This is a genomic window from Mesorhizobium sp. M0633 (assembly GCF_040320645.1).
GTDB lineage: Bacteria > Pseudomonadota > Alphaproteobacteria > Rhizobiales > Rhizobiaceae > Mesorhizobium.
Genome location: NZ_JAMYQC010000024.1, coordinates 20,278 through 45,889, shown reverse-complemented (window position 1 = coordinate 45,889; position 25,612 = coordinate 20,278). Strand labels below are relative to the sequence as shown.

General features: G+C 62.8%; 30 protein-coding genes. 16 read left to right on the top strand and 14 right to left on the bottom strand.

Annotation, left to right across the window (positions count from 1 at the left end):
• Window positions 1-6 precede the first annotated feature (6 nt).
• From NKI47_RS23085 to NKI47_RS23075, 3 genes are all read left to right on the top strand, one after another.
• Entirely contained in the window at window positions 7-672 is a 666-nt protein-coding gene (locus NKI47_RS23085; RefSeq protein WP_023679806.1) for a septation protein A, read from the top strand.
• Between the two features lie 89 nt (window positions 673-761).
• The gene (locus NKI47_RS23080) at window positions 762-1,382 is read left to right on the top strand and encodes a pyridoxamine 5'-phosphate oxidase family protein (protein WP_352456344.1); all 621 of its coding nucleotides are present in this window, start codon (window positions 762-764) and stop codon (window positions 1,380-1,382) included.
• A 40-nt stretch (window positions 1,383-1,422) separates the two neighbouring features.
• A complete protein-coding gene (locus NKI47_RS23075) occupies window positions 1,423-1,956 on the top strand; it encodes an NADPH-dependent FMN reductase (RefSeq protein ID WP_352570207.1) in 534 nt (177 codons plus the stop codon).
• A 106-nt stretch (window positions 1,957-2,062) separates the two neighbouring features.
• Here the strand turns inward: NKI47_RS23075 and NKI47_RS23070 are convergent, their stop codons facing one another.
• Entirely contained in the window at window positions 2,063-2,272 is a 210-nt protein-coding gene (locus NKI47_RS23070; RefSeq protein WP_023679809.1) for a tautomerase family protein, read from the bottom strand.
• Between the two features lie 32 nt (window positions 2,273-2,304).
• Window positions 2,305-3,222: an SMP-30/gluconolactonase/LRE family protein gene (locus tag NKI47_RS23065; protein WP_352570023.1), complete on the bottom strand. Its 918-nt coding sequence runs from the start codon at window positions 3,220-3,222 to the stop codon at window positions 2,305-2,307.
• Window positions 3,223-3,486: 264 nt separating this feature from the next.
• On the opposite strand from NKI47_RS23065, the gene NKI47_RS23060 reads away from it, so the two are divergent.
• Window positions 3,487-3,654, top strand: coding sequence for a hypothetical protein (locus tag NKI47_RS23060; RefSeq protein ID WP_023721879.1), 168 nt, complete (start codon window positions 3,487-3,489; stop codon window positions 3,652-3,654).
• A gap of 104 nt (window positions 3,655-3,758) precedes the next feature.
• Here NKI47_RS23060 and NKI47_RS23055 read toward each other — a convergent pair whose 3' ends face one another.
• The 5 genes from NKI47_RS23055 to ccmA all read right to left on the bottom strand — a co-directional run bounded on the left by NKI47_RS23055 (window position 3,759) and on the right by ccmA (window position 6,352).
• Entirely contained in the window at window positions 3,759-4,334 is a 576-nt protein-coding gene (locus tag NKI47_RS23055) for a DsbE family thiol:disulfide interchange protein (protein WP_352450188.1), read from the bottom strand.
• Window positions 4,331-4,498, bottom strand: coding sequence for a heme exporter protein CcmD (gene ccmD, locus NKI47_RS23050; protein ID WP_352593774.1), 168 nt, complete (start codon window positions 4,496-4,498; stop codon window positions 4,331-4,333). Before ccmD ends, NKI47_RS23055 begins: the two co-directional genes overlap by 4 nt.
• Before the next feature lie 102 nt (window positions 4,499-4,600).
• Window positions 4,601-4,978 carry an Imm50 family immunity protein gene (locus NKI47_RS23045; RefSeq protein WP_352593773.1) on the bottom strand — a complete coding sequence of 126 codons (378 nt, stop codon included), beginning with the start codon at window positions 4,976-4,978 and terminating at the stop codon, window positions 4,601-4,603.
• The gene (gene ccmB / locus NKI47_RS23040; protein ID WP_352593799.1) at window positions 4,978-5,643 is read right to left on the bottom strand and encodes a heme exporter protein CcmB; all 666 of its coding nucleotides are present in this window, start codon (window positions 5,641-5,643) and stop codon (window positions 4,978-4,980) included. The genes NKI47_RS23045 and ccmB overlap by 1 nt, the downstream gene beginning before the upstream one ends.
• Before the next feature lie 109 nt (window positions 5,644-5,752).
• Entirely contained in the window at window positions 5,753-6,352 is a 600-nt protein-coding gene (gene ccmA, locus NKI47_RS23035; RefSeq protein WP_352593772.1) for a heme ABC exporter ATP-binding protein CcmA, read from the bottom strand.
• A gap of 282 nt (window positions 6,353-6,634) precedes the next feature.
• On the opposite strand from ccmA, the gene acnA reads away from it, so the two are divergent.
• Window positions 6,635-9,325, top strand: a complete 2,691-nt coding sequence (gene acnA, locus NKI47_RS23030) for an aconitate hydratase AcnA (RefSeq protein ID WP_023679816.1) — start codon at window positions 6,635-6,637, stop codon at window positions 9,323-9,325.
• 61 nt (window positions 9,326-9,386) lie between these two features.
• Here the strand turns inward: acnA and NKI47_RS23025 are convergent, their stop codons facing one another.
• Window positions 9,387-10,067: a ceramidase domain-containing protein gene (locus NKI47_RS23025; RefSeq protein WP_023679817.1), complete on the bottom strand. Its 681-nt coding sequence runs from the start codon at window positions 10,065-10,067 to the stop codon at window positions 9,387-9,389.
• Between the two features lie 175 nt (window positions 10,068-10,242).
• Here NKI47_RS23025 and NKI47_RS23020 point away from each other — a divergent pair, with 175 nt between their 5' ends.
• Complete coding sequence (locus tag NKI47_RS23020; protein WP_031212721.1) at window positions 10,243-10,992, top strand: DUF1223 domain-containing protein; 750 nt, start codon at window positions 10,243-10,245, stop codon at window positions 10,990-10,992.
• Window positions 10,993-11,605: 613 nt separating this feature from the next.
• Window positions 11,606-11,992 (top strand): DUF2794 domain-containing protein, encoded by a 387-nt coding sequence (locus NKI47_RS23015; protein WP_352456353.1) that lies wholly within the window; start codon window positions 11,606-11,608, stop codon window positions 11,990-11,992.
• Window positions 11,993-11,996: 4 nt separating this feature from the next.
• On the opposite strand, the gene NKI47_RS23010 is transcribed toward NKI47_RS23015, so the two are convergent.
• The 4 genes from NKI47_RS23010 to NKI47_RS22995 form a co-directional block, all read right to left on the bottom strand.
• Entirely contained in the window at window positions 11,997-12,566 is a 570-nt protein-coding gene (locus NKI47_RS23010; protein WP_352593771.1) for a GNAT family N-acetyltransferase, read from the bottom strand.
• 110 nt (window positions 12,567-12,676) lie between these two features.
• Complete coding sequence (locus tag NKI47_RS23005) at window positions 12,677-13,456, bottom strand: Bax inhibitor-1/YccA family protein (RefSeq protein WP_254817871.1); 780 nt, start codon at window positions 13,454-13,456, stop codon at window positions 12,677-12,679.
• A 219-nt stretch (window positions 13,457-13,675) separates the two neighbouring features.
• Complete coding sequence (locus NKI47_RS23000; protein ID WP_352593770.1) at window positions 13,676-16,225, bottom strand: ABC transporter permease; 2,550 nt, start codon at window positions 16,223-16,225, stop codon at window positions 13,676-13,678.
• Window positions 16,225-16,935: an ABC transporter ATP-binding protein gene (locus tag NKI47_RS22995; protein ID WP_031212726.1), complete on the bottom strand. Its 711-nt coding sequence runs from the start codon at window positions 16,933-16,935 to the stop codon at window positions 16,225-16,227. Before NKI47_RS22995 ends, NKI47_RS23000 begins: the two co-directional genes overlap by 1 nt.
• Before the next feature lie 107 nt (window positions 16,936-17,042).
• Here NKI47_RS22995 and NKI47_RS22990 point away from each other — a divergent pair, with 107 nt between their 5' ends.
• The 4 genes from NKI47_RS22990 to NKI47_RS22975 all read left to right on the top strand — a co-directional run bounded on the left by NKI47_RS22990 (window position 17,043) and on the right by NKI47_RS22975 (window position 19,179).
• Complete coding sequence (locus NKI47_RS22990; RefSeq protein ID WP_352593769.1) at window positions 17,043-17,687, top strand: arylesterase; 645 nt, start codon at window positions 17,043-17,045, stop codon at window positions 17,685-17,687.
• 137 nt (window positions 17,688-17,824) lie between these two features.
• Complete coding sequence (gene thpR / locus NKI47_RS22985) at window positions 17,825-18,421, top strand: RNA 2',3'-cyclic phosphodiesterase (RefSeq protein WP_352456356.1); 597 nt, start codon at window positions 17,825-17,827, stop codon at window positions 18,419-18,421.
• A 6-nt stretch (window positions 18,422-18,427) separates the two neighbouring features.
• Window positions 18,428-18,724 (top strand): 4a-hydroxytetrahydrobiopterin dehydratase, encoded by a 297-nt coding sequence (locus NKI47_RS22980; protein ID WP_023679826.1) that lies wholly within the window; start codon window positions 18,428-18,430, stop codon window positions 18,722-18,724.
• Between the two features lie 92 nt (window positions 18,725-18,816).
• Entirely contained in the window at window positions 18,817-19,179 is a 363-nt protein-coding gene (locus NKI47_RS22975; protein ID WP_031212728.1) for a YkvA family protein, read from the top strand.
• Between the two features lie 45 nt (window positions 19,180-19,224).
• On the opposite strand, the gene NKI47_RS22970 is transcribed toward NKI47_RS22975, so the two are convergent.
• Window positions 19,225-19,833 (bottom strand): methyltransferase family protein, encoded by a 609-nt coding sequence (locus NKI47_RS22970; RefSeq protein ID WP_352593768.1) that lies wholly within the window; start codon window positions 19,831-19,833, stop codon window positions 19,225-19,227.
• Window positions 19,834-20,191: 358 nt separating this feature from the next.
• Between NKI47_RS22970 and NKI47_RS22965 the strand changes: the two genes are divergently transcribed.
• The 3 genes from NKI47_RS22965 (at window position 20,192) to NKI47_RS22955 (ending at window position 22,720) form a co-directional block, all read left to right on the top strand.
• Entirely contained in the window at window positions 20,192-20,698 is a 507-nt protein-coding gene (locus NKI47_RS22965; protein WP_023721899.1) for an invasion associated locus B family protein, read from the top strand.
• 313 nt (window positions 20,699-21,011) lie between these two features.
• Complete coding sequence (rlmN, locus tag NKI47_RS22960; RefSeq protein WP_352593767.1) at window positions 21,012-22,244, top strand: dual-specificity RNA methyltransferase RlmN; 1,233 nt, start codon at window positions 21,012-21,014, stop codon at window positions 22,242-22,244.
• Window positions 22,241-22,720: a hypothetical protein gene (locus NKI47_RS22955; protein ID WP_352593766.1), complete on the top strand. Its 480-nt coding sequence runs from the start codon at window positions 22,241-22,243 to the stop codon at window positions 22,718-22,720. The genes rlmN and NKI47_RS22955 overlap by 4 nt, the downstream gene beginning before the upstream one ends.
• Here NKI47_RS22955 and NKI47_RS22950 read toward each other — a convergent pair.
• Window positions 22,692-23,333 (bottom strand): LysE family translocator, encoded by a 642-nt coding sequence (locus NKI47_RS22950; RefSeq protein ID WP_352479689.1) that lies wholly within the window; start codon window positions 23,331-23,333, stop codon window positions 22,692-22,694. The two genes, NKI47_RS22955 and NKI47_RS22950, sit on opposite strands and share 29 nt — an antisense overlap.
• 168 nt (window positions 23,334-23,501) lie before the next feature.
• Here NKI47_RS22950 and NKI47_RS22945 point away from each other — a divergent pair, with 168 nt between their 5' ends.
• Both NKI47_RS22945 and NKI47_RS22940 read left to right on the top strand, forming a co-directional pair.
• On the top strand, window positions 23,502-24,725 hold the full coding sequence (locus tag NKI47_RS22945; RefSeq protein ID WP_352593765.1) for an argininosuccinate synthase: 1,224 nt from the start codon (window positions 23,502-23,504) through the stop codon (window positions 24,723-24,725).
• A 154-nt stretch (window positions 24,726-24,879) separates the two neighbouring features.
• Window positions 24,880-25,200, top strand: coding sequence for a hypothetical protein (locus NKI47_RS22940; protein ID WP_352593764.1), 321 nt, complete (start codon window positions 24,880-24,882; stop codon window positions 25,198-25,200).
• The last annotated feature ends 412 nt before the right edge of the window (window positions 25,201-25,612 follow it).

The window sequence follows — 25,612 nt, the reverse complement described above, 5'->3', positions numbered from 1 at the left end:
GACCCTATGAGCCCACCCATCCTCGAACGCGACCTGTCCGATCCGCGCCGCAAGGCATTGAACCCCGGCCTGAAATTCCTGCTCGAACTCGGGCCTGGCCTGGTGTTCTTTTTCACCACCATCCGCGGCGCGTGGCTTGTCGGGAAGTTTCCGATCCTCGGCCATATCGGCGAGCCTATCCTGATTGCCACAGCGTTCTTTATGGTGGCGACGGCGCTATCGCTCAGCGTTTCGTGGATTTTGACGCGCAGCTGGCCGATCATGCCATTGGTCTCGGCCATCGTGGTGTTTGTGTTTGGCGCGCTGGCGCTGTGGCTGCAGGACAAGACCTTCGCTTTCATGAAGCCGACAATCATCAACAGCCTGTTCGGCATCACGTTGCTTGGCGGGTTGGCGTTTGGCAGATCGCTGTTGGGCTATGTCTTTGATTCCGCCTTCAATCTCGACGCCGAAGGCTGGCGCAAGCTCACTTTCCGATGGGGGCTCTTCTTCCTTTTTCTGGCTGCGCTGAACGAGGTCGTGTGGCGCAACTTTTCTGAGGAAGCCTGGCTTTATTTCAAGGTCTGGGGCACGATTCCCATTACCCTTGTCTTCACGTTAAGCCAAATGCCGTTGATCCTGCGCCATTCGCTCGAGGACAAGACCGGCAAGGAAGAGAAGGCCGGCAAATAGAGCAATTCCAGGAAAGTGTGTACGGTTTTCCCGGGAAAAGCGCGTAGCGCTTTCCCTAGGGAATTGCGTCAGAATAAGAGGAGAGGGGCATGGAATTCATCACCACACGCGACGAGTTGAGGACGATCTACAAGACGCCTCGGCCGACTGACGGCTCGATCCGCAAGGAACTGAAGGCATTGGACGGCCACTGCCGTTCCTTCATCGGCAAGAGCCCTTTCGTGCTGATCGGCTCGTCCGACGGCGCCGGCAATGCCGATGTGACGCCCAAGGGCGACAGGCCGGGCTTCGTAACAGTGCTCGACGAGAAGACCATCGCCATCCCCGACCGTCCCGGCAACAACCGGCTCGACACGCTGGAGAACATCCTTCTCAATCCCTCGATCGGGCTGCTCTTCCTCATTCCCGGCATGAACGAAACGCTGCGTGTCAATGGCGATGCCCGCATCACCGTCGATGCGGCATTGCGTGAGCGGCTGGCGGTCGACGGCAAGGCACCGCAAAGCGTCGTCGTGGTGACGGTCAAGGCCGCCTACATGCATTGCGCCAAGGCCTTCATGCGCTCCGAATTGTGGAAGCCGGAGAGCTGGTACGACCGCGCGACGCTGCCGACGCTCGGCCAGATCCTGCGCGACCAGTTGGCGCTCGCCGATTCGGCCGAGGCGACCGACCGCTGGCTGGACGAGGAATACAGGGAGACCATGTGGTAGCGTGATCGGCAACGAATCGCCCAAGCCGGTCTCCATTCCTTTGCTCAACATCCTCGCCATCTCCGGCAGCCTGCGCGCCGCCTCGACCAATTCGGCCCTGGTCGCGGCACTCGCGCAAAACGCGCCGCCGGACTGTCACGTCTCCGTCTATGACGGGCTTGGTCGGCTGCCGATCTTCAACCCCGACGACGAAGGCGAGCGAACGCCGCCGCAAGCAGCGGCGCTGATCGATGCGGTCACCGCCGCCGACGGCGTCATCGTCTCCTGCCCGGAATATGCCCACGGTGTGCCAGGCGGCCTGAAGAACGCGCTTGACTGGCTGGTGTCGCGCGATGCCGCCGTTGGCAAGCCAGCCATGCTGGTGCATGCCTCGCCGCGCTCGCTGTTTGCCCGCGCCGCACTGGTCGAGATCATGCGGACAATGTCTTTTGCGCTCCATGAGGAAGCAGCGCTCGAAATAGCGCTGCTCGGCAAGAAGCTGCTGGAGGTGGAGGATATCTTATCGCAGCCTGAAAACCGGCTGACGATGCGCGATGCCCTATCCGCCTTCGCGGAGTTCATCCGCTCGCGGTGAACGCCGGACCGTGCTTTCGTCATCCCAGGGTCTCCGCGACGGAGCTTCGCTCCTGCTCCGCCCTGGGATGACGACGCTAGGAGCTGCGGCCAATCTGTGCCGGGAACTATCCCTTGCCCCTCCGCGTCTCGACGTCGGTCTCGCCGACGAACCAGTCGCGTGCAGCGACCTCCTCGAAAACCACCCAGACATCATTGTTGGTCAGGCCGGTGACGCTGGTGATGGCCGCTGTCACTTGGGCGGCGATCGCGGCCTTTTTGCCGGCCGGGTCATCGGCAATCACCTCCTTGACCAGGCGGATATTCACGAATGGCATGGTTCCCTCCCTTGCATATGCTTGGCGGCCGCTCAGTAGGTTTTGGCGCCGTTGACCATGAGCCGGACCATGTAGAGGGATGTGGTGCCGGCGATGTAGAGGCAGTTCAGCTTGTTGCCGCCGAACACGCAATTGGCGACGACTTCCGGTACCTTGACCTTGCCGATCAGCGTCCCGTCCGGATCGTAGCAATGGACCCCGTCGGCGGCACTGGTCCAGATGCGGCCGTCCGCATCCAGCCTGAAACCGTCGAACAGGCCGGCGGTGCAGTCGGCAAAGACCTTTTCGCCTGAGACCGTCTTGCCGCCCTGGTCGACATTGAACACCCGGATGTGCGCCGGGTTTTGCGCGCCATGGGTGCGGCCGGTGTCGGCGACATAGAGCTTGCTTTCGTCGAGCGAGAAGGCGAGCCCGTTGGGCCTGACCATGTCGGTGATCACCGCCTCGGTCTCGCTGGTGCCGGGATCGACCCGGTAGACATGGCAGGCGCCGATCTCGCTTTCGGCCTTGTCGCCCTCGTAATCGGTATCGATGCCGTAGCTCGGGTCGGTGAACCAGATCGAGCCGTCGGACTTGACCACCGCGTCATTGGGCGAGTTCAGCCGCTTGCCGCGCCATTTGTCGGCGATGGTGACTACCGACCCGTCATGCTCGGTGCGGCTGACGCGGCGGCCGGAATGCTCGCAAGTAACCAGCCGGCCTTGCCGGTCGACCGTGTTGCCGTTGGAATTGCCGGACGGCTGACGGAACACGCTGACGCTGCCGTCGGTCTCGTCGTAACGCAGCATGCGATTGTTCGGGATGTCGGACCAAACCACATAGCGCCCGGCTGCGAACCAGGCCGGTCCTTCCGCCCATCGGCAGCCGGTAAACAGCCTGTCGACCTGTGCATTGCCGTTGAACAGCCGCGAAAAGCGCGGATCGAGAACTTCGTAGAATTCGCTGGCCATGGTTCCTCCCGGTAGCAGTCGCTTGGCAAGGCGCGATCAAGCCAGCCCACGATCGATATGGCAAGATCGATGATGCGTCAGAAGCATTATGGAAGCGAATGCTGGCCCGGACGGCAGGTCACATCCCGTTAACCGGCTATGCGCCCAGCGCAATGGTGCATTGCAACATCTTATTTTTGCAATGCACCATAACTATGTCATGCTCCGTATCGATCAAGGGAGGAACAACTGGCCGCGAAACGCGGCGCAAAAAGGAAACTCGCTATGATCATCGACAGCCTCATGAGCCGCGCTCGCGCCAGCATCGCCAAGCGCCGGCATTACAACCGCCTCGTCGCCGAAATCGACAGCTTCAGCAGCCGTGACCTCGCCGACATGCGCGCCGACCGCAGCGAAATGCTCTACCAGGTCCACAAGCAGATCTACGGCTGAGTCTTCGGTCGACCTATCACGTGGTCGACCTATCACGTTCGTCATCCTTGGGCGTAGCAACGCAAAGCGGAGCAAAGACCCTAGCATGACGAAACGGCGGGCCATCAGCCCGGCATGGCCAGCGCCTTCTCGATTTCGGGTAACAGCAGCGTCCGCGCCGAGTCCGGCGTCAGCGGCCCTACATGCTTATAGGCGATCTTGCCATCCTTGCCGATGACGAAGGTCTCCGGCACGCCGTAGACACCCCAGTCGATCGCCGTGCGTCCGGCCTGGTCGACGCCGATCGCCTGGAATGGGTTGCCGAGATCGCCAAGGAACCGACGGGCGTTTTCCGGCTGGTCCTTGTAGTTCAGCGCCGCCATGACGAAGCGTCTGTCCTGCGACAGCGCCAGCAGCACCGGATGCTCTTCGCGGCACGGCGCGCACCAGGACGCGAAGACGTTGACCAGCGTCACCTTGCCGGCGAACTGTTTTGAATCGAGGCCCGGCAAATTGGTGCCTTCGAGCGCCGGCAGGTTGGTCTGCGGCGCCGGCAGGCCGATCAGCGCTGATGGCACTTCCGACACGTCGCGCCCGGACAAAAGCTGCGCCAGGAACAATCCCGCCAGCCCGAGAAAGACCAGCAGCGGCAGCAGCACGATCAGGCGGCGGCGCGCCGGTGTTTGGGTTTCCGTGCTCATGATTTTACTGCCTTATCGGAGCGCCGGCGCACGCCGGATGCCTCCAGCTCGGCAAGCTCTCGCTTGCGGCCGCGCTGGTCGAGCAGAATCCAGCCGATCAGCCCGGCCAGCACCAGGGCCGTGATCGCATACGCCGCCGTGACATAAAGGGCGTGAACGCTCATTTTCCCGATCCAAGGCTTCTCACGGCGGAATTCATAGCCTCACCGGCTGTTTGTCGCAATGAACGGGTCTGCGGCAGATTTGCGGTTATCGCAAGCCGAAGGTCACTGCGAACGCAAAACACCTGATATGTTTTTGATACGCATGTATTGGCACGTCAGAGACAGCCTGACAGCCCCTTCGCAGGTAAGCAGGATTCTACCGGCGTCATCCCACATCCTGATTGCACTCCAGCCATGGCTCCGGAACTTGCGAAGGCTAATCGATTCGACCGCGATGAACTCAAGCCCGAAAGACACGGCATTGAACGCCGCCCATTTGGCGGGGGGCCGGTAGGGGAGGACGGTCGAGATGAAGGAAAGGTACATGCTAGGCCCGTCACGATTGATTTCGGCCTTGGTGACCTCGACGGAAGACAGGTCCGGATAGTTGCCGTAGATTGTCTGGAGAAAGATCGGGTTCTCTATGCGCAGCGGCCACATCAATCCGTTCCGTGCCGTAGCGCCAGCGCCGCCGCCACAGGGCCGAGCACGGCAAGAAACAAGGTCAGCGCGGCAAGAATGAGGAAGGGCTGCAGGAATGGATCGGGGTCCGCCACCGCGCCATAGCTTGCCGATACGCCGAAGATCAGCACGGGAATGGTCAGCGGCAGCACGAGCACTGAGATCAGCAGCCCGCCACGCGGCAACGCCACTGCCACCGCTGCACCGGCAGCACCGATGAAGGTGATCGCCGGCGTGCCGACCAGAAGCGTCAACGCCGTGGCGCCGATGCCGGTCGGCTCCATGTTCATGAATAGGCCGAGCAAGGGAGCGGCGATGACCAGCGGCAGCACGCTTCCCGCCCAATGCGCCAGGCATTTCGTCAGAACGGTCAAGGCCAGCATGTGCCGGTCGTTGCCAAGCACCAGAAGATCGAGCGAGCCGTCCTCGCGGTCGGCCTGGAACAGCCGGTCGAGGCCGAGCAGGCAGGCCAGCAAGGCGGCGATCCACAGGATCGCCGGGCCGATGCGGGCCAGCAGCTTCAGCTCGGGACCGACGCCGAAGGGGATGGTCGCGATAACGGCGAGAAAGAAAATCACGCCGGTAAGCGCCCCGCCGCCGGCGCGGATACTCAGGCGGATGTCGCGCAGGAAGAGGGCTAGCATGATGTGAGATGCTTTCGCCTGGGCACCCCCCTCTGTCCTGCCGGACATCTCCCCCTCAAGGGGGGAGATTGGCTGTCAGGACAGAGGGGGGCGTGAAGGAATGCCAACATCAGCCGGTCATCCTCAATTCCTTTCCCTCGATCCCAAGCGGCAAATGCGTCGCCGCAACCACGATCCCCCCACTCTCGAGGTGTTTCCCCATCAATTCGCCGAATCTCTCCTCCGAAGCCTTGTCCAGCCCTGCCGTCGGCTCATCGAGCAGCCACAACGGCCGGTGGCTGACCAGCAGTTTTGCAATCGCCGCTCGCCGGCGTTGCCCGGTCGAGAGGTAGCCGAACGGCAGATGGCCGATACCGCCCAGCCCGACAGTCTCCAGCGCCTCTTCAACACCCGCGGAACCGGCGCCCGAAAAATCGCGCCAGAAGCGCAGGTTTTCCGTAACGCTCAGCGCCGTCTTCATCGCGTTGAGGTGGCCGAGATAGTGACACGCCGAGGCGGCCGACGGAAAGTCTTCGCCACCACCTTCGAACCGCACACGGCCTGCCGCCACTGGCAACAGTCCGGCGACGATCCTGAGCAGCGTCGATTTGCCGGCGCCGTTCGGCCCGGTGACGACCAGCGCCTGGCCATCCCCCAGCGCGAATTCGATGCCGGAAAATACCGTCTCGCCGCCGCGTTCGCCGCCCAGATTTTCGGCGATCAGCCGCATCCGTCCCCCTTCGCCGAAAGTTCAGGTGCGGCTTCGGTGCGCCGCAGCAAAAATGGCGAATCCGTGTCTAGAACTATTCCAGAAAATTCTCTATATCCGCATCATCCGTGCCAGCGGTCGGCACGGGAACCGAATTTGCGCCGAACCAGCGCGCGTGCCGCCTTGAACGGCCCGGACGCTTGGGAACGGATAGCGGAAATGGCCGTACCCGCACCTTTGCGCGTGATTTGCATGCCCACTGGCGTCCGTTCCCTTCCGGCAACCGACAGTTAGGGATCGCACGTGTCCAAATCACTCGACAGCTTCAATTGCCGCCGCACGCTGACCGCCGGCGGCGCCGAGTACATCTACTATGACCTTGTCGAGGCCGAAAAGAACGGCCTCACCGGCATCGCCCAATTGCCCTATTCGATGAAGGTGCTGCTGGAGAATCTGCTGCGCAACGAGGACGGCCGTTCCGTCACCAAGGAGAGCATCCAGGCGGTCGCCGGCTGGCTGACTGACCGGGGCACCGCCGGCGTCGAGATCGCCTATCGCCCGGCTCGCGTGCTGATGCAGGATTTCACCGGCGTTCCAGCCGTGGTCGACCTTGCCGCCATGCGCGACGCCATGGCCTCGCTCGGCGGCGACCCGCAAAAGATCAATCCGCTGGTGCCGGTCGATCTAGTCATCGACCACTCGGTCATCGTCGACGAATTCGGCACGCCACTGGCTTTCGCCCGCAATGTCGAGCTTGAATATGAGCGCAACGAGGAACGCTACAAATTCCTGAAATGGGGCCAGCAGGCGTTCCGCAATTTCCGCGTCGTGCCGCCCGGCACCGGCATCTGCCATCAGGTCAATCTTGAGTATCTCGGCCAGGTCGTGTGGACCAACAGCGAAGATGGCGAGACCACCGCTTATCCCGACACCTGCGTCGGCACCGATTCGCACACCACGATGATCAACGGCCTTGGCGTGCTCGGCTGGGGCGTCGGCGGTATCGAGGCGGAGGCCGCGATGCTCGGCCAGCCGGTCTCCATGCTGCTGCCGGAAGTCATCGGCTTTCACCTCACCGGCAGGTTGAGGGAAGGCGTGACCGCCACCGACCTGGTGCTCACCGTCACGCAGATGCTGCGCAAGAAGGGCGTCGTCGGCAAGTTCGTCGAATTCTTCGGGCCGGGCCTGTCCAACATGACGCTGGCCGATCGCGCCACCATCGGCAACATGGCGCCAGAATATGGCGCCACCTGCGGCTTCTTCCCGGTCGACAGCGAAACCATCCGCTATCTCACAATGTCCGGTCGCGACGAAAGCCGCATCGCCCTGGTCGAGGCTTATTCGAAGGCGCAAGGCTTGTGGCGCGATGCCGGCTCTGCCGATCCGGTCTTCACCGACCTGCTGGAGCTCGATCTCGGCAGTGTCGTCCCGTCGATGGCCGGCCCGAAGCGGCCTGAAGGCCGGGTCGCACTTGAAGACATTCCGGCCGGCTTCGCCAAGGCCATGGAGACCGAATACAGGAAGGCCGCCGAAATCGACAAGCGCTATGCCGTCGAGAGCACGGACTACGATCTTGGCCATGGCGATGTGGTCATCGCCGCCATCACCTCCTGCACCAACACCTCGAACCCGAGCGTGCTGATCGGCGCCGGGCTGTTGGCGCGCAACGCCAACCGGCTCGGCCTCAAGCAGAAGCCGTGGGTCAAGACCTCATTGGCGCCGGGCAGCCAGGTCGTCGCCGAATATCTCGAGAAATCCGGCCTGCAGAAGGAGCTCGACCAGATCGGCTTCAACCTGGTCGGCTTCGGCTGCACCACCTGCATCGGCAATTCCGGCCCGTTGCCGGCGCCGATCTCCAAGACCATCAACGATAAGGGCTTGATTGCTGCGGCAGTCTTGTCCGGCAACCGCAATTTCGAAGGCCGCGTCTCGCCCGACGTGCAGGCGAACTATCTCGCCTCGCCGCCGCTGGTCGTCGCCCACGCGCTGGCCGGGACCGTGACCAAAGATCTGACCACCGAGCCGCTCGGCGACGATCGCAACGGCAGTCCGGTCTATCTCAAAGACATCTGGCCAAGTTCGGTCGAGATCCAGGAATTCATCGAGAAGAACGTCACGCGCGAATTGTTCGCCCGCAAGTATGCCGACGTCTTCAAGGGCGACGAGTACTGGCAGAATGTCAAGGCGCCGGAAGGCCAGACCTATGCCTGGGACGACAATTCGACCTATGTGCAGAACCCACCCTATTTCGCCGGCATGAAGTCAGGCTTCGGCAAGATCGGCGATATCAAGGGCGCGCGTGTGCTCGGCCTGTTCGGCGACAAGATCACCACCGACCACATTTCGCCGGCCGGTTCGATCAAGGCGGCCTCGCCGGCCGGCAAGTATCTCACCGACCACGGCGTCGGCGTCGCCGATTTCAACCAGTACGGCACACGCCGCGGCAATCATGAGGTAATGATGCGCGGCACCTTCGCCAATATCCGCATCCGCAACCATATGCTGGGCGAGAACGGCCGCGAGGGCGGCTACACCATCCATTACCCCTCGAAAGAAGAGGAATCGATCTACGACGCCGCGATGCGCTACAAGAAGGAAGGCGTGCCGCTGGTCATTTTCGCCGGCGTCGAATATGGCAACGGCTCGTCGCGTGACTGGGCGGCCAAGGGCACCAATTTGCTGGGCGTCCGCGCGGTCATCGCCCAGTCCTTCGAGCGCATCCACCGCTCCAATTTGGTCGGCATGGGCGTGATCCCCTTCGTCTTCGAGGAAGGCACCTCATGGGCCTCGCTCAACCTCAAGGGCGACGAACTGGTCGAAATCGACGGACTGAGCAACATCAAGCCGCGGCAGAAGATGATCGCCAGGATCACCTACGGCGACGGCAGCGTCAAAGAGGTTCCGATCATCTGCCGCATCGATACGCTGGACGAGCTCGACTACTTCAAGAATGGCGGCATCCTGCAATACGTGCTGCGCGATCTGGCCGCTTAAGGGAGTAGGGCAATAAGGGAGTAGGGCAGTAGGGTGAAGCAAGGAGAAGCGACTTATTCCCCTACTGCCCTATTCCCCCAATTCCCGGCTTTCCAAACCGCGCTGTCGCCGCCAGCAGCACGCCGAGCATCAGCCCGTTGAATATGTGCCACAGGAAATGCGTGCCGAGCGGAAAGCCGCCGCAGACCAGCGGATCGATCATCCTGCAGATGACCGACACGACGAAGATCGCCGAACCCGCCAGATTGTACCAGCCGGCGCGATTGCCGCTGGCCGCCACCCAGGCGCCGAAGAAGGCGAGCGCCAGAAACGGCGGCAGATAGCCGGTCGTCCCGTTCGACGCCTGGCGCAGCCAGTCCGGCACGGCAAAGGTCACCAGCCCGGCAACGGCGTAAAAGGCAACGAAAATGGCGATCGCCTTGCCCCATTTCATGCCGAGAAAACGTCGCAGGTTGAACAGCGTGTAGGCCAGCGTGAACCCTGCAATGGGCAGCACGTCGGCCAGGATCATTGCCCTTGTGGCAAAGGTGTGGAACAGCGACGAGCCGACGCCGATCGCCACCACCCACCAGGCCAGCACTTCGGCGAAGGTGCCGGTGCCGCGCTTGCGCACCTGCCAGACACCCCATAGCCCGGCGGCAAAAAAAGCCAGATTGCTCAGCGCATTGAGCGGTTCGGCCCAGAATTCCGGCCCCGTCCGTTCGCAATAGAGGTCGACCGGCGCCAGGAGAGATTGCCACATGCTGATTGCCGCCCGAATCGCTTCCATCGTGAAGTGCAAGTCCACCTATTGCGCCCTTGCCAGCGGTTGCAACGGCAAAATTTCACCGCAACGTGACTTCCCGTTGACTGCCGCTTCTGCCACATATTTCGACAACCAGAACAAAGCCGGCGTCACCGGCGGGATCGGAACGGCCATGCCATCTCGAAGACCATTGCGGCTTGCGGCCCTTGCGCTGGCCCTCTCGGCGTTTGCCGGCACGGCCCTTGCCGAGCCAGCTGACAAGCCATTAGGCGTCGTCGAGCTCTTCACCAGCCAGGGATGCAACTCCTGTCCGCCGGCCGACGAACTCTTCGCCGAGCTTGCCGCCAAGGAGGACATCGTCGCGCTCGCCTATCATGTCGATTATTGGGATTACCTCGGCTGGCAGGACACGCTGAGCCGCAAGGAAAATACCGAGCGGCAATACGAGTATATGCGCGCCTTCGGCAGTCGTTCCGTCTACACCCCGCAAGCCGTCATAAACGGCCGCAGCCATGTCAACGGCGCCAGCCGCGAGGAAGTCGACGGCGCGCTGGCCCGCATGGAGAGGGTCGGCGAAGGCATGCGCGTCGGCATCAAGGTCAGCCGGACCAGCGATCGCGTCATGATCGATGCCGGCGACGCCGTGACCGGCCCCACCGACGCGCATGTCGTCATCGTCTATTTCAACCCGCCACAGACGATAAAGATCGGCAAGGGCGAAAACAGCGGCCGCAGCATGACCTACTGGAACGCCGTCTCCACCATCCAGACCGCCGGCATGTGGCACGGCAAGGCGCAGCGCTACGAACTGCCGATGAGCGAGATCGCCAAGAAGGGCGGCTGCGCCGTGCTGCTGCAGTCGGTCGGCAAGGACGGCATGCCCGGGCCGATCCTGGGTGCAGCCTTTATCCGCAAGCCTTAAGCGGGGACCTCTCCTTCTCCCCTTGTGGGAGAAGGTGGATCGGCGCGCAGCGCCGAGACGGTTGAGGAGTGCTGGAAGAATTGAGGCGGCGGCGATTTCAAGGAAATTGCCAAGCGGGAACACCCCTCATCCGTCGCCTTCGGCGACACCTTCTCCCACAAGGGGAGAAGGGAGAACCGCGCTCAACCTTCTGATGGCAGCCAATCCGGACGGATCGCACCGCCACGGCTCCGGCCAATAAAAAACCGGCGTCAGCTTGCTTCTGACGCCGGTCATTTAGGTTTTGGGATCGTCGCACCCGATCTTTCCAAGGAAAAACCGAGGTTGGTTCGATCCGACGCAGACCCGTGGGCGGGGGGCTTGGGGTTTACGAGCCGGTGCCGGACCGAACCGTCTCAGGCAACACCGGTAAATTCGTCGGACATTGGGGCATGAGCACGGATAAAAAAAGGCAGGATTGTGGCGAAGCATCACCAATTCCAACAGGCGTTTCGCAAACGTGACTGGACGCTGGAGAAACCGCGCGGTGCTGGCCTTGCCCGGCCGGGCCTTGCAATTCGGCAACGAAAGCGCCAATTTTGGTCGGCGTACGATTCATTGCGAGGATCCAGGCATGACTGATCGCAGCAGCGGGACGGAGGATGGGGACGCATCCGCAATATTGATCCCGCTGCATGAGGCAAGACGCGAACGCCTCGACCAGCAGGTGAGGTTCGACCGGCGCGAACTGGACCAGATCCTCAGGCTCTACGGCCGTATGGTTGCCGCCAATGAGTGGCGCGACTATGCCATCGACCATCTCGCCGACCGCGCCGTTTTTTCCGTCTTCCGCCGCACCAGCGAAGTGCCGCTTTTCCAGATCGTCAAGGATCCGAAGCTGGCGCGCCGGCAAGGCGCGTTCGCCGTCATCGCCGCTGGCGGGCGCATCCTCAAGCGCGGCCAGGAACTCGGCCGGGTGCTTGGCGTGTTCGACCGAACACTGAAGCTGGTCGAGGCGTAACCCTTTATTTTTGCTGGCGGAACTTCCGCTCGGGCAGCGATTGCGGATCAGGCGGGATGGACGCCCCGCCGTTGATCGGCAGCTGCATGAACACCGTGTCCAGCCAGCGTCCGTGCTTGTAGCCTGAGCCTTCCAGGCGGCCGGAATGACGAAAGCCGAGCTTTTCGTGCAGCCGTACCGAGGCGCTGTCGGGCCGGCCGTCGCCGATCACCGCGATGATCTGGCGAAAACCCGCCGCCTTGGCCGCCTCGATCAGCCCTTGCATCAGGAGCAGCCCGACGCCTTGCCCTTTGGCCTCGGGCGCGACATAGACGGAATCCTCAACGACGAAGCGGTACGCCGGGCGCGGCCGGAACGCCCCGGCATAGGCATAGCCGAGCACGCCGCCGGCCTTTTCCGCAACGAGATAGGGAAAGCCGCCCGCCATCAGGTTGTCGAAGCGCGCGCCCATCTCGGTGCGGCTTGGCGGTTCGAGTTCATAGCTCGCCGTGCCATTCGTCACCGCGTCGGCATAGATTTCGGTGATCCGGTCGAGATCGGCCGCCGTCGCGGCCCGCAAGGTGATGCTGCTCATAATTTAGGCACGTCGTTCATCTGCCCTATATCACAGCAAAGGCCGGCACAAAAGAAAAGAGCGGCCATTGGGCCGCCCTTTCCAAACTCGCTGGTCCAGGAAAACCGTATTTAGCGACGGTCGCCCATGAACTGCAGCAGAAACATAAACAGGTTGATGAAGTCGAGATAGAGCCTCAATGCGCCCATAATCGCCTTGCGGCCGGCGACATCAGTCTCGTCGCCCTCGAAGTACATCTCCTTGATGTTCTGCGTGTCGTAGGCGGTGAGGCCCGCGAAGATCAGCACGCCGATCGCCGAAACGGCGAAGGAAAGCGCCGACGACTGCAGGAAGATGTTGATCACCATCGCGATGATCAGGCCGACCAGGCCCATGACCAGGAACGACCCGAACGCCGAGAGATCGCGCTTGGTCGTGTAGCCGTAGAGCGACAGCCCGCCAAAGGCGGCGGCGGTGGCGAAGAAGGTCTGCGAGATACTGGCGGTGGTGTAGACCAGGAAGATCGACGACAGCGACAGGCCGACGAGGCCGGCGTAGACCCAGAACGTCGTCTGCGCGGCCGAAACGCTCATCGACTGGACTCGGAACGACAGGAACATCACCGCTGCCAGAGGGGCAAAGATCACCAGCCATTTCAGCGGCGAACCAAAGATCGCGTAGCCGAACGAGGTCAGCATCTCGCCGCTTGGCAACGTCGCGACGGCCGAGGCGGGATCGCTGGTGGTGGCCAGCATGATTGTGCCGACCGCGGCAAGGCCGGTGATGAGGAGGCCAAGCCCCATCAGATTGTAGACCTTGATCATGTAGGCCCGCAGGCCCTGGTCGATGGCAGCATCGACGCCGGCGCCGGGCACGGCGCGCGTCTGATAATTGCGAACGGGATCAGCCATGGAAATCCTCATATTGCTTCTGCCCCGTCCGGTGTCAGGTCCTTTTGAACCCAGGCGCCGCTGGCGGGGCTCCAGCATGCCTGCGCCGAAATATGATGGTTCTTGGCGTAAAGGACAAGACCGTAACCAGGCGTAATGCTCCGTGAAGTGCCGGAGATACGGTTTTATTGGCCTTTCCGCCCGGAACATTACCGAGATTTAATCGAAACCGGCTCTGGCTCAAAGATTCCGCAGCACCGGCGCCGCCTTGTGGCCCAGCACTCGCCACGTGCCGGCAAGGCCTATGCCGACCGTGACCACCAGCGAAAAGCCGATGGTCGCCACCGCCACCTCGGGCATGAAGTGCGATGGCAGCGTCATGATGCGCGCGACGACGAACCATGCCGCCACACCGCCCGCCGCCAGCGCGAAGATCGCGGTAGCAAGGCCGATCAGCACGTATTCCAGCGAAAACGCGGCGATCAGCGTTTTTCTGGTCGCACCCAGGGTCTTCAGCACCACCGCGTCGTGAATGCGAGCCCGGTTGCCGGCGGCGAGCGCCCCGGCCAGCACCAGCACCGAGGCGATCAACGCCACGCCCGCTGCTGCCCTGATTGCTGTGCCGAGCTGCGCCACCAGCCGGTTGACGATTTCGAGCGCGTCCTTGACCCTGACCGTCGTCACCGCGGGAAAGGCACGCGTGACGACGTTGAGAAGATGCGCATCGTCGGCTGCCGACGCATTCGTCTCGGTCAGCGTCGCCAACCAGCCATGCGGCGCACCGGCGAATGTGTTGGGCGAGAACACCATGACGAAATTGATGCCCATGGTTTCCCATTCGACCTGGCGGAAATTGGCGATCTTGGCCGTGATGTTGCGGCCGAGCACGTTGACGGTGATGGTATCGCCGAGCTTCAGCCCGATCTCTTTGCCTTCCTCGGCGGAAAACGAGACCAGCGGCTCGCCGGCATAGTTCTCCGGCCACCAGCTGCCCTCGGTCAGCGTCGCATTCTCCGGCAGCTTTGCGTCATAGGTCAGGCCGCGATCGCCGCGCAGTACCCAGGCGCCTTCGGCCGGAACCTTGACCTTGTCGACATCGACGCCGTTGAGCGCCATCACCCGGCCGCGCAGCATCGGCACCTTGATCAGCCTGCCTTGCGGTGCCTCTTTGCCGACCAGCGCGGAGAAGGCATCGACGTCACCGCTCTGGATATCGACGTAGAAGAAGTTCGGTGCCCTTTCCGGCAGGCTGCCCGAAATCTGCCGCCTGAGATTGCCGTCGATCAGCGCCAGCGTCACCAGCAGCGTCAGCCCGAGTCCCAACGACAGCACCACGGACGGCGTCAAGGCGCCAGGCCGATGGATGTTGCCGATGGCGAGCCTGAGCGCGGTCGAGCGCACGCGCGGGCTTTTCTTCGCCGCCCACTGCACCAGCGAGCCGACCACACGCAGCACCAGGAACGAAAAGATCGTGGCGCCGACGAAGATCGAGGCAATACGGCGGTCGCCGGAAAACAGGATCGCCAGTACCGCGAGCAGCAGCGCGATGCCCAATGCCGCGGCGATATAGAGCGGGCGGGGAAAACCGCGGCCCTCGAAACCCATTTCGCGAAACAGCGCCGTTGCCGGCACGTCGCGGGCGCGGCCGAGCGGCAGCAAGGCGAAAGCCAGCGTCACCAGCAGCCCGAACAGCGCTGCCATGCCGAGGGCGCCGGGATAGAACCCACCTTCCGCCGGCACTGGAATGACCGATTGGAGTGCCGCGCTGGCCGCGAACGGCATCAGCGCGCCAAGCACAAGGCCTAGCGTGATGCCGAGTGCTGCGATCATCAGGATCTGCACCAGATAGACGGCAAAGACGAACCCGCCCGAAGCCCCCAGGCTCTTGAAGGTGGCGATGACGCCGCGCTTGCCGTCGAGATAGGCACGCACGGCATTGGCCACGCCGACGCCGCCGACCACCAGCGCCGTCAACCCAACCAGCGTCAGGAATTGCGAAAACCGCTCGATATTCGAGGACAGCGCCGGCGCTGCGTTGCTGCGGGTGCGGATCGACCAGCCGGCCTGCGGGAACTGGTTTGCCGCCTGCTCCTGGATCGCCTTGATCTGTGCCTCAGTGGTGCCGCCGGGCAGGCGGACCTTATAGGCGTTCTCGACCAGGCTGCCCGGCTGGATCAGGCCGGAAGCGGCAAGCCCGTCGGTCGACACCATCAGCCGCGGCGCAAAACCGAAGCCATCCGACACTGCATCCGGCTCGTTGACCAGCCTGGCGCGCAGCTCGAATGTCGCGCTGCCGAGCTTTAGCCGGTCACCGATGCCAAGGTTCAGCCGCTCGAACAAGAGGTCCGGGGCGGCGGCGCCGAAGACGCCGGATTTTTCGCCGAACAGATCCTCTCGCGACAGCACCGGCTCGGTCTCCAGCGCACCATAGAGCGGATAGGCGCCGTCGACCGCCTTGGCCTCGACCAGCGCCTGGTCGGAGCCGTCCTCGAGCCTCGCCATCGAGCGCATATTGGCGCTGTGCGAAACCGTGCCAAGCCGGTCGAGGAAGCTGCGTTCGGCTCTGGTCGGATCGCGCTGGTTGAGCTGGAAGCGGAGATCACCGCCGAGCAGCGTCTGGCCCTGGTCGGCAACACCGGCGGAAATAGCCTGCGCCACCGAATTGACGCCGCCGATCGCAGCGACGCCGAGCGCGATGCAGGCAAGGAAGATCAGGAAGCCGGACAGCCCGCCACGCATTTCGCGCAGCGAAAACCGAAAGGCGAGCCTCAGCGTTTGCGCCAGCGGCATCACGCGGTCACCTTGCCAGCCCTGGTGGCCGGCTTAGGCGCGTCTTCGATCAGCCCCGACCGCATCGACACCTGGCGCGAGCAGCGCGCCGCGAGTAGCGGGTCATGCGTGACCAGCACCAGCGTCATGCCGCGTTCGGCCGCCTTGGCAAACAGCAGGTCGGCGACGTGCCGCCCCGTTGCCTGGTCGAGATTGCCGGTCGGCTCGTCGGCGATCAGGATGCGCGGCGACGGCGCCAGTGCCCGGGCGATGGCCACGCGCTGTTGCTCGCCGCCAGACAATTCGCCGGGGTAATGGGTGACGCGATCGCTGAGACCGACCGCCGCCAGCTCGCGCGCCGCCACGCCGAATGGATCGACATGGCCGGCAAGCTCCAGCGGGACCGCAACGTTTTCCAGCGCCGTCATATTTGGGATGAGATGGAAAGACTGGAACACGATGCCGATGTTTCGTCCCCGAAACGATGCGATCTGATCTTCGCTTTTGCCGTTGAGCAGCTCGCCGGCAATTCGGACCGTGCCCGAATCGACCCTTTCAAGTCCGGCCAAAACCATCAGCAATGTCGACTTTCCCGAACCTGAAGGTCCAACGATGCCTGTCGCTTCGCCGCCCGCCACATCGAGGCTGACGCCCTTCAGCACATGGACCGAGGATGCACCTTCGCCGAGCGTCAGCGATACGTCTTTCAGCGAAATGACGGCTTCTTCCAAAATCAAATCGTCCTATATGGGGGATGAAGGCTAGTGCATCCGATGCTCGACAAAGACGAAAACCTGCCTTCGCCAACAGATGTTCCTGGTCATATGGGGCCTGCCGCATGGCTTTCAAACACACCTTTGCCGCAGCCTTCGCCCTTTTCCTCGCCATTTGCGGCGCCATTTCGTCGGCGCGCGCCGAACCGTTCACCATTGTCGGTTTCGGCGACAGCTTGATGGCGGGTTATGGCCTCGGGCCAGGTCAGGGCTTCACCGAGAAGCTGCAGGCGGCGCTGCGCGCCAAGGGCTACGATGTCACGGTCGCCAACGCCGGCGTCTCCGGCGATACGACGAGCGGCGGCCTGTCGCGGCTCGACTGGTCGGTGCCGGACGGCACGCAGCTGGTCATCCTGGAGCTCGGCGCCAACGACATGCTGCGCGGCGTTTCGCCCGCCATAGCGGAAAAGAACCTGGACGCCATGCTGGCAAAGCTGCAGCAGCGCAAGATCGCCGTTTTGCTTGCCGGAATGCGCGCGGCGCCCAATCTCGGCGCCGACTACCAGAACGCCTTCGACGCGACCTTTCCGAGACTGGCTGAAAAATATGGCGTGCCGCTCTATCCTTTCTTTCTCGAGGGCATCGCCGGTCAATCCGTCCTGCAACTCGAGGACGGCCTTCATCCAAACGCCCGAGGCGTCGACCGCATCGTCGAGGGTATCCTGCCCAGTGTGGAGAAGACCATTGAAGCGGTCCGGGGCAATTCCTGAAGGCGAGGGTTCGCCGTCGCAACACCTTCCGCAGGGGAAGCTTTTAGGCAGGCCTGCGACCAACAAACCCCTTGCCCTGTTTGAATATCGATGATTCGCTAGGGGCAAGAGTTCGATTCGAGGACAGGAGGCTTGCCATGCCGCGTCTTTTTACCGCCCTCGAGATACCGCGTGATGCCGCTCTTTCGCTGTCCCTGCTCAGGGGCGGCCTGCCCGGAGCCCGCTGGATCGACGTCGAAAACTATCATCTGACGCTGCGCTTCATCGGCGATGTCGAGGGCCATGTCGCCGACGAAATCGCCAATGCGCTTGACCGTGTTCACCGCCCGTCCTTCCCGCTGACGCTGTCCGGCGTCGGCGCCTTCGGCCAGAAGAAGCCGCATGCGGTGTGGGCCGGGGTCGCCGCTTCGCCCGATCTTTCCGCATTGCAGGCCGAGATCGAGCGCATCTGCCAGCGGCTCGGCATCCCGGCCGACCCGCGCAAGTTCATGCCGCATGTTACGCTGGCCCGCCTGCGCAATTCGAGCCCGCTCGATGTCGCCCAGTATCTGTCGGCGCGCGGCAATTTTTCGACGCTGCCGTTCCGGATCGGCCGCTTCGTGCTGATGTCGTCGCGCGATTCGGTCGGCGGCGGGCCTTACGTCGTCGAGGAGGCCTGGCCGCTTTCAGGTGCTGACAACCGCGTCGCCAGCCGTTTGGTCGGCGCCGCCGACGCTTCGCGGATCATGCGGTAGACGGACATGGCCAGGGAGAAACTAGCAAAAGAGGCGATCCGCGCCGAACTTGCCGGCCTCGACGGCTGGTCGCTGGCCAAGGATGGTGGCTCGATCACCCGCAGCTTCACCTTCAAGAATTTCTCCGAAGCCTTTGCCTTCATGACCCGCGTTGCCCTGGCCGCGGAGAAGATGGACCACCATCCCGACTGGTCGAACGTCTATAAGACTGTAAACGTGACCCTCAACACGCACGACGCCGGCGGCCTGACCGCGCTGGATTTCGATCTGGCCAGGAAAATGAACCGCTATTTCGGCGGCTGAGCCTATCTGCACCTTGCAGCGAGGTTCGGCTTTCACCACATTTTGCCTCGCGGTCACGCGTGAAGTCACGCGACGGCCGCAAGGAGAGGTTGATGGCGCAAAAATCCGGTTTTGATTTCTTCGGCCTCGGCAGCAAGCCGGGCAACGAGAGCGAAGTGCGCGAAAAGTTCTGGCGTACGGCGAAGAAGGCCGCCCGGCAGATCCCGTTCATGGAAGAGGTGGTCGCCGCCTATTACTGTGCCATGGACAAGAAGACGCCGCTTCGCGCCAAGGGCACCTTGCTTGCTGCGCTCGGCTATTTCGTGCTGCCGACAGACGTCATCCCCGATTTCATCCTTGGGCTAGGCTTCACCGACGACATCGCCGTGCTGACCGCCGCGATTACCGCCGTCAGCGCCCACATCACGCCGGCGCACCGGCTCGCCGCCAGGCAGGCCATCGCCGACAAGAGCTGAGCCGGTGCGGCGCAAAAAATCGCGTGAGAACCGACTTTCCGGCCGTCAAGCCCACCGCCGCACCCGCGCCTTGTAGGCGCGATAGGCATCTCCGAACTTCCGCTCGAGATAGCGCTCTTCCGGCGCGATGACGCCGGTATTGATCACCCACAGCAGCGGGACCACGAGCGCAATAGCCCAAAGACTTCCGGCCGCGACGCCGAGGCCCAGATAGACGAGGGTCGTTCCCAGATAGAACGGATTCCTGGTCCGCCGATAGATGCCGTCGACGACCAGTGCCGTCGTCGGCAAGGTCGGTGGTATGTTGGTGCCAGCGGCCTGAAAGCGGCCCGCCGCCATAAAGATGAACACGAAGCCGCACACCGCGAGCACAGCGCCAGCCAGATAGCGGGCGAGCGCCTGCCCGGCCATGACCGGGAGCGGAACGAGCACCTCGAGCACGGTTGCCGCCACCAGGAAACCGAGAAAGATCAAAGGCGGCAGCGCAATGACCCCGGGCACGTCGGGCGCGCCCGATCCGCCCGCCGTCTCCCCGGCATCCGACCGGCGCACCGCGCCACCGGCCGCCCGCCGCATGGCGACACGAATGCCGAACACAATCGCCAGGACGGCTGTGCCGCCCGCGAGGATCAGAACTGTCTCGGAAATGGCCATGGCCAAATCTCCCGTAAGCCGCCAGGGAGGGCACCCTGGCCGAGCGCCGTGGCGGCGAACGCAGACATGGTACCGCCTGCAGGGAAATTCGTCACGCACCTCAAAAAGCGAGAATCGCCGCAAGACCTAGCTGCTTGAAAAGTCAAACTCTTGCCGTTTTCGTGGCCTCCAAGTCGCGGCAGGGAAGTGCGCCAGCCGCTTTTTCGAGCGGCAGCGCGAAGACGGCGGCGGTTTCCTGGCGTGAACATCCTTTTCTCAGGGACATTCACCGTTTGGTAACCCAGATTAAATCAAAATGAAGCGACGGGCAGGACGCCGAGCCGGCCTGCCGCCGCACCAGTGGAATACGGGAAAAGCGATGCGCGGATTGATTGCTATAGTTTCCAGCCTGGCCCTGGTGGCCTTGACGGCGCCCGCGCTGGCGCAGTCGGCAACCAAGATCGGCCAGCATAATGCCTGGGGCACCTACAGTTATCAGGCGTCGGGCGGCGGCAAGGTCTGCTATGTCCTGACGGTGCCAACCGACAAGCAGCCGCCGACGCTCGATCACGGCGACATGTTCTTCTTCGTTAGCCAGCGGCCGGGGCAGCAAGTGTCCTACGAGCCGCAATTCATCGCCGGCTATACCTTCCAGGAAGGTTCCAAGGCCACCGTCACCATCGACAAGAAGTCTTTTTCGATGTTCACGCGCGGCAAGTCGGCCTGGGTCGAGAACGCCGCCGAGGAGCCGGTGCTGATCGCCGCGATGAAGACCGGCACCGACATGAAGGTGTCGGCCAAGTCCGGCCGCGGCAACACCACCACCTACGTCTTCTCGCTGAAGGGCATCTCAGCGGCGCTGGCCTCGATCGCCAAGTGCAAGTAAGTCCTCGTCCGTGACGTTCACCACCTAACACAGCGACGTAAAGAACCAGCGTTCGTGCGGTCTTTCCTTCTCCCCTTGTGGGAGAAGGTGGATTGGCGCGCAGCGCCAAGACGGTTGAGGGGTGCTGGACGGAGTGCAGGTGATGCCAAGCTGGAACACCCCTCATCCGACCGAGCTTCGCTCGGCCACCTTCTCCCACAAGGGGAGAAGGAAGAACCCCGGCATGACTCCGCCGCTAACCTGTGCTATGCGCCGCGCTTCATTTCGGGCACGATGCTGTATTCGGCCGCAAATCGCTTATATTGGCGCAACAATGACCCTTTCATTCGATCTTACCGCCGAAGGCGCGCGTGACGCGTTGCGCACCCGCACGCTGCCCGAAAAGCCGTCGCTGATCGGCTTGACGCGCGCCGAACTCGGGGGCGCCCTCGTCGCCGCCGGCATTGTGCCGGAGCGCCAGGCGAAAATGCGCGCCCAACAGCTCTGGCATTGGATCTATGTGCGCGGCGTTTCCGACTTTGCCGGCATGTTCAACATCTCCAAGGATCTGCGCGCCGCCCTCGACAGGCATTTCACCGTCGCCAGGCCCGAGATCGTCGAGGAGCAGATTTCCTCCGACGGAACCCGCAAATGGCTGTTCCGCTTTCCGCCGCGCGGCGCCGGCCGGCCGGTCGAGATCGAGACGGTCTACATTCCCGAAGAAGGCCGCGGCACGCTCTGCATCTCTTCGCAGGTCGGCTGCACGCTGACCTGCTCCTTCTGCCACACCGGCACGCAGAAGCTGGTGCGCAACCTGACGGCGGAGGAAATCCTCGCCCAGCTTTTGACCGCCCGGGACCGGCTCGGCGATTTCCCCGACCGCGATACGCCCGACGGCGCCATCGTGCCGGCCGAAGGCCGGAAAGTGTCCAACGTCGTCATGATGGGCATGGGCGAGCCGCTCTACAATTTCGAGGCGGTGAAGAAGGCGCTGCTGATTGCATCCGACGGCGACGGGCTGTCCCTGTCGAAGAGGCGCATCACGCTGTCGACCTCGGGCGTCGTGCCCGAGATCTTCCGCGCCGGCGAAGAGATCGGCGTCATGCTGGCGATCTCGCTGCACGCCACCAATGACGATCTGCGCGACCTTTTGGTGCCGATCAACAAGAAGTATCCGCTGAACGAACTGATCGCTGCCTGCCGCGCCTATCCAGGCCTGTCGAACGCCAAGCGGATCACCTTCGAATATGTGATGCTGAAGGACGTCAACGATTCCATCGACGACGCCAAGGCGCTGATCAAGCTGCTCAAGGGCATTCCGGCCAAGATCAATCTGATCCCGTTCAACCCGTGGCCGGGCACCAACTACCAGTGCTCGGACTGGGAAACGATCGAGAAATTCGCCGATTACATCAACAATGCCGGCTATGCCTCGCCGATCCGCACGCCGCGCGGCCGCGATATCCTCGCCGCCTGCGGCCAGCTCAAGTCGGACTCCGAGCGCATGCGCAAGGTCGACCGGCTGGCGCTGGAAGCGATGATGATCGCGGGGCATGGCGAGGCGTGAATCACGTCGGCGCCTATCTGATCCGCTTCGCCGTCATCCTTGTCGGCTACGGCGTTGCTTCGCTGGCGGCCAGCGCCTTCCTTAACATCATGTTCCTGGCGTCTCTTGGGCTGATAACGGACGAGACGCAACCGGCGGCGCAGGCGTCGCTGTGGTTTTCAATCCCCTTCGTCGCGCTGTTCGTCGCCTATTTCGCCTTCATGCCGGCCGCCATCGCCATCCTCGTCTCCGAGATCCTTGGCCGGCGTGACTGGCTGTTCTATGCGCTGGCGGGTGCTGTGGTCTCGGCGGTCTTCCTTGGCTTCGTCCACCAGACGGCCGATGCCAATTTCGAGGTTACCAATACCAGCGTCATGCTGGCGGTGATCGGCTGCGGCATGGTCGGCGGTATTTTCTACTGGCTGAGCGCCGGGCGCTCGGCCGGAAGCTGGCGTCAGATCGGACGCCCTATTTCGCCTGGGCCGTCAGGATCTTGAGCGCGAAGGCCGAAAAAACTCCGGCAAACAGATAGTCGACGACGCGGGTCACACGCGGGCTGGATTTCATCGCGGCCGAGAATTTTTCCGCCGCCAGCACCATCGGCGCCGTCACCGGGATCGCCAGCACGACGAACATCGCGCCGAGGAAGAACAGCTTTCCCGGCGCGTTGGGATCATGCGCGGAGACGAATTGCGGCAGGAAGGTCATGAAGAACAGGATGATCTTCGGGTTGAGCAGATTGACCCCGAGCCCCGCCGCCCAGCTGCGGAACAGCGAGATCTGCGGCCCGCTCTTCTTCTCCGGTGAAAACGCCGACCCTTTTGTGATCGCCTGCCATGCCAGGAAGACCAGATAGCCGGCGCCGAAAATCTTCAGCACGAAGAACGCCATCGGCGAGGCGACGATCAGCGCCGAGACGCCGACCACCACCAGCGTGGTGTGAATCAGCGTGCCGCACAAGGCGCCGGCCATCGAGGCAAAGCCGGTGGCACGGCCCTGGCTCAGCGTGCGCGACACGAACAGCGTCATGTCAGGCCCGGGCGTGATCGCCAGGATGAAGGTGGCGATGGAGAACTGGATAAGCGTCGTACTGTCGGGGATGAAGGACATGGCTCGTCTCGTAGCGGCAAAAGACGGCGCAGCCATACCGCAAGAGCCGTGTCCTCGCCAGCCTCTTGGAGATGAAGCATCTGGTCCAGGCATCGTTCGTCCCTTGCGCTGGCCTAAAACGCCGTGATACCTCGCCCGCGAAGAACCCCTGTCGCGGAACTGCCCACCATGTCGAAAGCAAAAGCCGTCAAGAAAGTCGTGCTCGCCTATTCCGGCGGCCTTGATACCTCGATCATCCTGAAATGGCTGCAGACCGAGCTCGGCGCCGAGGTCGTGACCTTCACCGCCGATCTCGGCCAGGGTGGCGAACTGGAGCCGGCCAGGCGCAAGGCCGAGATGATGGGCATCAAGGACATCCGCATCGTCGATGTCCGCGAGGAGTTCGTATCCGATTTCGTCTTCCCGATGTTCCGCGCCAACGCCGTCTATGAAGGCACCTATCTGCTCGGCACCTCGATCGCCCGGCCGCTGATCTCGAAACATCTCGTCGAGATCGCAAAAGAGACCGGCGCCGATGCGATCGCCCATGGCGCCACCGGCAAGGGTAACGATCAGGTGCGTTTCGAGCTCTCAGCCTATGCGCTCAACCCCGACATCAAGGTCATCGCGCCCTGGCGCGACTGGTCGTTCAAGTCGCGCACCGATCTCATCAATTTCGCCGAGCAGCACCAGATCCCGGTGCCGAAGGACAAGAAGGGCGACGCGCCGTTTTCCGTCGACGCCAACCTTTTGCACTCCTCCTCCGAGGGCAAGGTGCTGGAGGATCCGTGGAGCGAGCCGCCGGAATTCGTCCACCAGCGCACCATCTCGCCGATGGATGCGCCGGATGAGGTCACCGAGATCGAGATCGAATTCCTCAAGGGCGACCCGGTTGCGCTCAACCGCAAGAAACTGTCGCCGGCAACGATGCTGGCGGCGCTGAACGATCTCGGCCGCGACAACGGCATCGGCCGGCTCGACCTGGTCGAGAACCGTTTCGTCGGCATGAAATCGCGCGGCGTCTACGAGACCCCCGGCGGCACCATTCTGATATCGGCCCACCGGGCGATCGAATCGATCACGCTCGACCGCGGAGCCGCCCACCTCAAGGACGAGTTCATGCCGCGCTACGCCGAGCTCATCTACAACGGCTTCTGGTTTGCGCCCGAGCGGCTGATGCTGCAGGCGATGATCGACAAGAGCCAGGAAGACGTCGAAGGCACCGTGCGGCTGAAGCTCTACAAGGGCAACGTGATTGTCACCGGCCGCAAGTCGAGGAAGACGCTCTATTCCGACGCGCTGGTCACCTTCGAGGACGACCGCGGCGCCTACGATCAGAAGGATGCCGAAGGCTTCATCCGCCTCAATGCGCTGAGGCTGCGGACGCTTGCCGCGCGCAATCGCAAGGGTTGATAGGCCCAATGCTTAGATGAGTTAGGAACCCGGTGAAGACGCCGGGTTTTATTTGGCGTCTCTAATATAATAGAAGCCGCGCTCTCAGATCGTTTCCTGTTTGACCTTTCCGTGGTTTAATCTTACTTCTCTTGCGGGTCGGAGGGCTTTGACAGTGAAAAACAGAATTTTTCTTCTGCTTGCGGCGGTGGCCGTCTTTACCGCGGGTCAATCCACCCAAGTCCCGGCGGGGCAAACATCCAAGTTCCATACCTGCAAAAGTTTTGACGGCCCCTTCCAGATTCCCGCTTCCCAGAAATGCCCGTTGAGCGGCTACGCGCAGGGTCCCAGAGTCCCGACGGTCATCGCGGACAAGCCAAAGGCGGCTACCCCGGCGCCGCGGAATTCCAAATTCCGTACCTGCAAAAGTTTTGACGGCCCCTTCCAGATTCCCATTTCCCAGAAATGCCCGTTGAGCGGCTACGTGCATTATTGAGCGTGATGTGCCCAGGCGCTTGGCCACGCTTGGAGCTGGTTTCCTGCCCGCGTTGGCTGTCCTGGCGAACTTGGCCGTCGCCAAAGCCAACGATGACCTCCCTCCCTCGACCTTCCCGCGCTGGTCGAGTGCAGGGCTGACGTTCCGACCTATAGTGGTTTTGCCCTTTGGCTGAGCGACCGCCCCGATGCGCCCGCAAAGCTCGACGTTTCTTCCGGCAATCCTTTCCTCAAGCAATATGAATTGCCGGCCCCGCTTCGCGTGTTCGGGCGCGAAACGGCGTCCGTCGTCCTTACTGCGACCGGGCCGATGGCGGTGTTGACGATGTTTCCGCGCCCGATCTCGCTCGAGCGCTCGGCGTCGCAGCGCAAATCTCAACGCCGGAAAAATTCCTCGGCGAGAAGATCATTCT

Coding starts and splice junctions, on each gene's coding strand:
- NKI47_RS22945 (WP_352593765.1), top strand. CDS start 23,502: ATGTCGAAAGCAAAAGCCGTCAAGAAAGTCGTGCTCGCCTATTCCGGC.
- NKI47_RS22980 (WP_023679826.1), top strand. CDS start 18,428: ATGGCCAGGGAGAAACTAGCAAAAGAGGCGATCCGCGCCGAACTTGCC.
- NKI47_RS22975 (WP_031212728.1), top strand. CDS start 18,817: ATGGCGCAAAAATCCGGTTTTGATTTCTTCGGCCTCGGCAGCAAGCCG.
- NKI47_RS22990 (WP_352593769.1), top strand. CDS start 17,043: ATGGCTTTCAAACACACCTTTGCCGCAGCCTTCGCCCTTTTCCTCGCC.
- ccmB (WP_352593799.1), bottom strand. CDS start 5,643: ATGCTAGCCCTCTTCCTGCGCGACATCCGCCTGAGTATCCGCGCCGGC.
- rlmN (WP_352593767.1), top strand. CDS start 21,012: ATGACCCTTTCATTCGATCTTACCGCCGAAGGCGCGCGTGACGCGTTG.
- NKI47_RS22950 (WP_352479689.1), bottom strand. CDS start 23,333: ATGTCCTTCATCCCCGACAGTACGACGCTTATCCAGTTCTCCATCGCC.
- NKI47_RS23025 (WP_023679817.1), bottom strand. CDS start 10,067: ATGTGGCAATCTCTCCTGGCGCCGGTCGACCTCTATTGCGAACGGACG.
- NKI47_RS23085 (WP_023679806.1), top strand. CDS start 7: ATGAGCCCACCCATCCTCGAACGCGACCTGTCCGATCCGCGCCGCAAG.
- NKI47_RS23080 (WP_352456344.1), top strand. CDS start 762: ATGGAATTCATCACCACACGCGACGAGTTGAGGACGATCTACAAGACG.
- NKI47_RS23005 (WP_254817871.1), bottom strand. CDS start 13,456: ATGGCTGATCCCGTTCGCAATTATCAGACGCGCGCCGTGCCCGGCGCC.
- NKI47_RS23000 (WP_352593770.1), bottom strand. CDS start 16,225: ATGCCGCTGGCGCAAACGCTGAGGCTCGCCTTTCGGTTTTCGCTGCGC.
- NKI47_RS23045 (WP_352593773.1), bottom strand. CDS start 4,978: ATGTGGCCGCTGCGCATAGAGAACCCGATCTTTCTCCAGACAATCTAC.
- NKI47_RS23010 (WP_352593771.1), bottom strand. CDS start 12,566: ATGAGCAGCATCACCTTGCGGGCCGCGACGGCGGCCGATCTCGACCGG.
- NKI47_RS23060 (WP_023721879.1), top strand. CDS start 3,487: ATGATCATCGACAGCCTCATGAGCCGCGCTCGCGCCAGCATCGCCAAG.
- NKI47_RS22965 (WP_023721899.1), top strand. CDS start 20,192: ATGCGCGGATTGATTGCTATAGTTTCCAGCCTGGCCCTGGTGGCCTTG.
- NKI47_RS22970 (WP_352593768.1), bottom strand. CDS start 19,833: ATGGCCATTTCCGAGACAGTTCTGATCCTCGCGGGCGGCACAGCCGTC.
- ccmA (WP_352593772.1), bottom strand. CDS start 6,352: ATGCGGCTGATCGCCGAAAATCTGGGCGGCGAACGCGGCGGCGAGACG.
- thpR (WP_352456356.1), top strand. CDS start 17,825: ATGCCGCGTCTTTTTACCGCCCTCGAGATACCGCGTGATGCCGCTCTT.
- NKI47_RS23055 (WP_352450188.1), bottom strand. CDS start 4,334: ATGAGCACGGAAACCCAAACACCGGCGCGCCGCCGCCTGATCGTGCTG.
- ccmD (WP_352593774.1), bottom strand. CDS start 4,498: ATGAGCGTTCACGCCCTTTATGTCACGGCGGCGTATGCGATCACGGCC.
- NKI47_RS23020 (WP_031212721.1), top strand. CDS start 10,243: ATGCCATCTCGAAGACCATTGCGGCTTGCGGCCCTTGCGCTGGCCCTC.
- NKI47_RS23065 (WP_352570023.1), bottom strand. CDS start 3,222: ATGGCCAGCGAATTCTACGAAGTTCTCGATCCGCGCTTTTCGCGGCTG.
- NKI47_RS23015 (WP_352456353.1), top strand. CDS start 11,606: ATGACTGATCGCAGCAGCGGGACGGAGGATGGGGACGCATCCGCAATA.
- NKI47_RS23070 (WP_023679809.1), bottom strand. CDS start 2,272: ATGCCATTCGTGAATATCCGCCTGGTCAAGGAGGTGATTGCCGATGAC.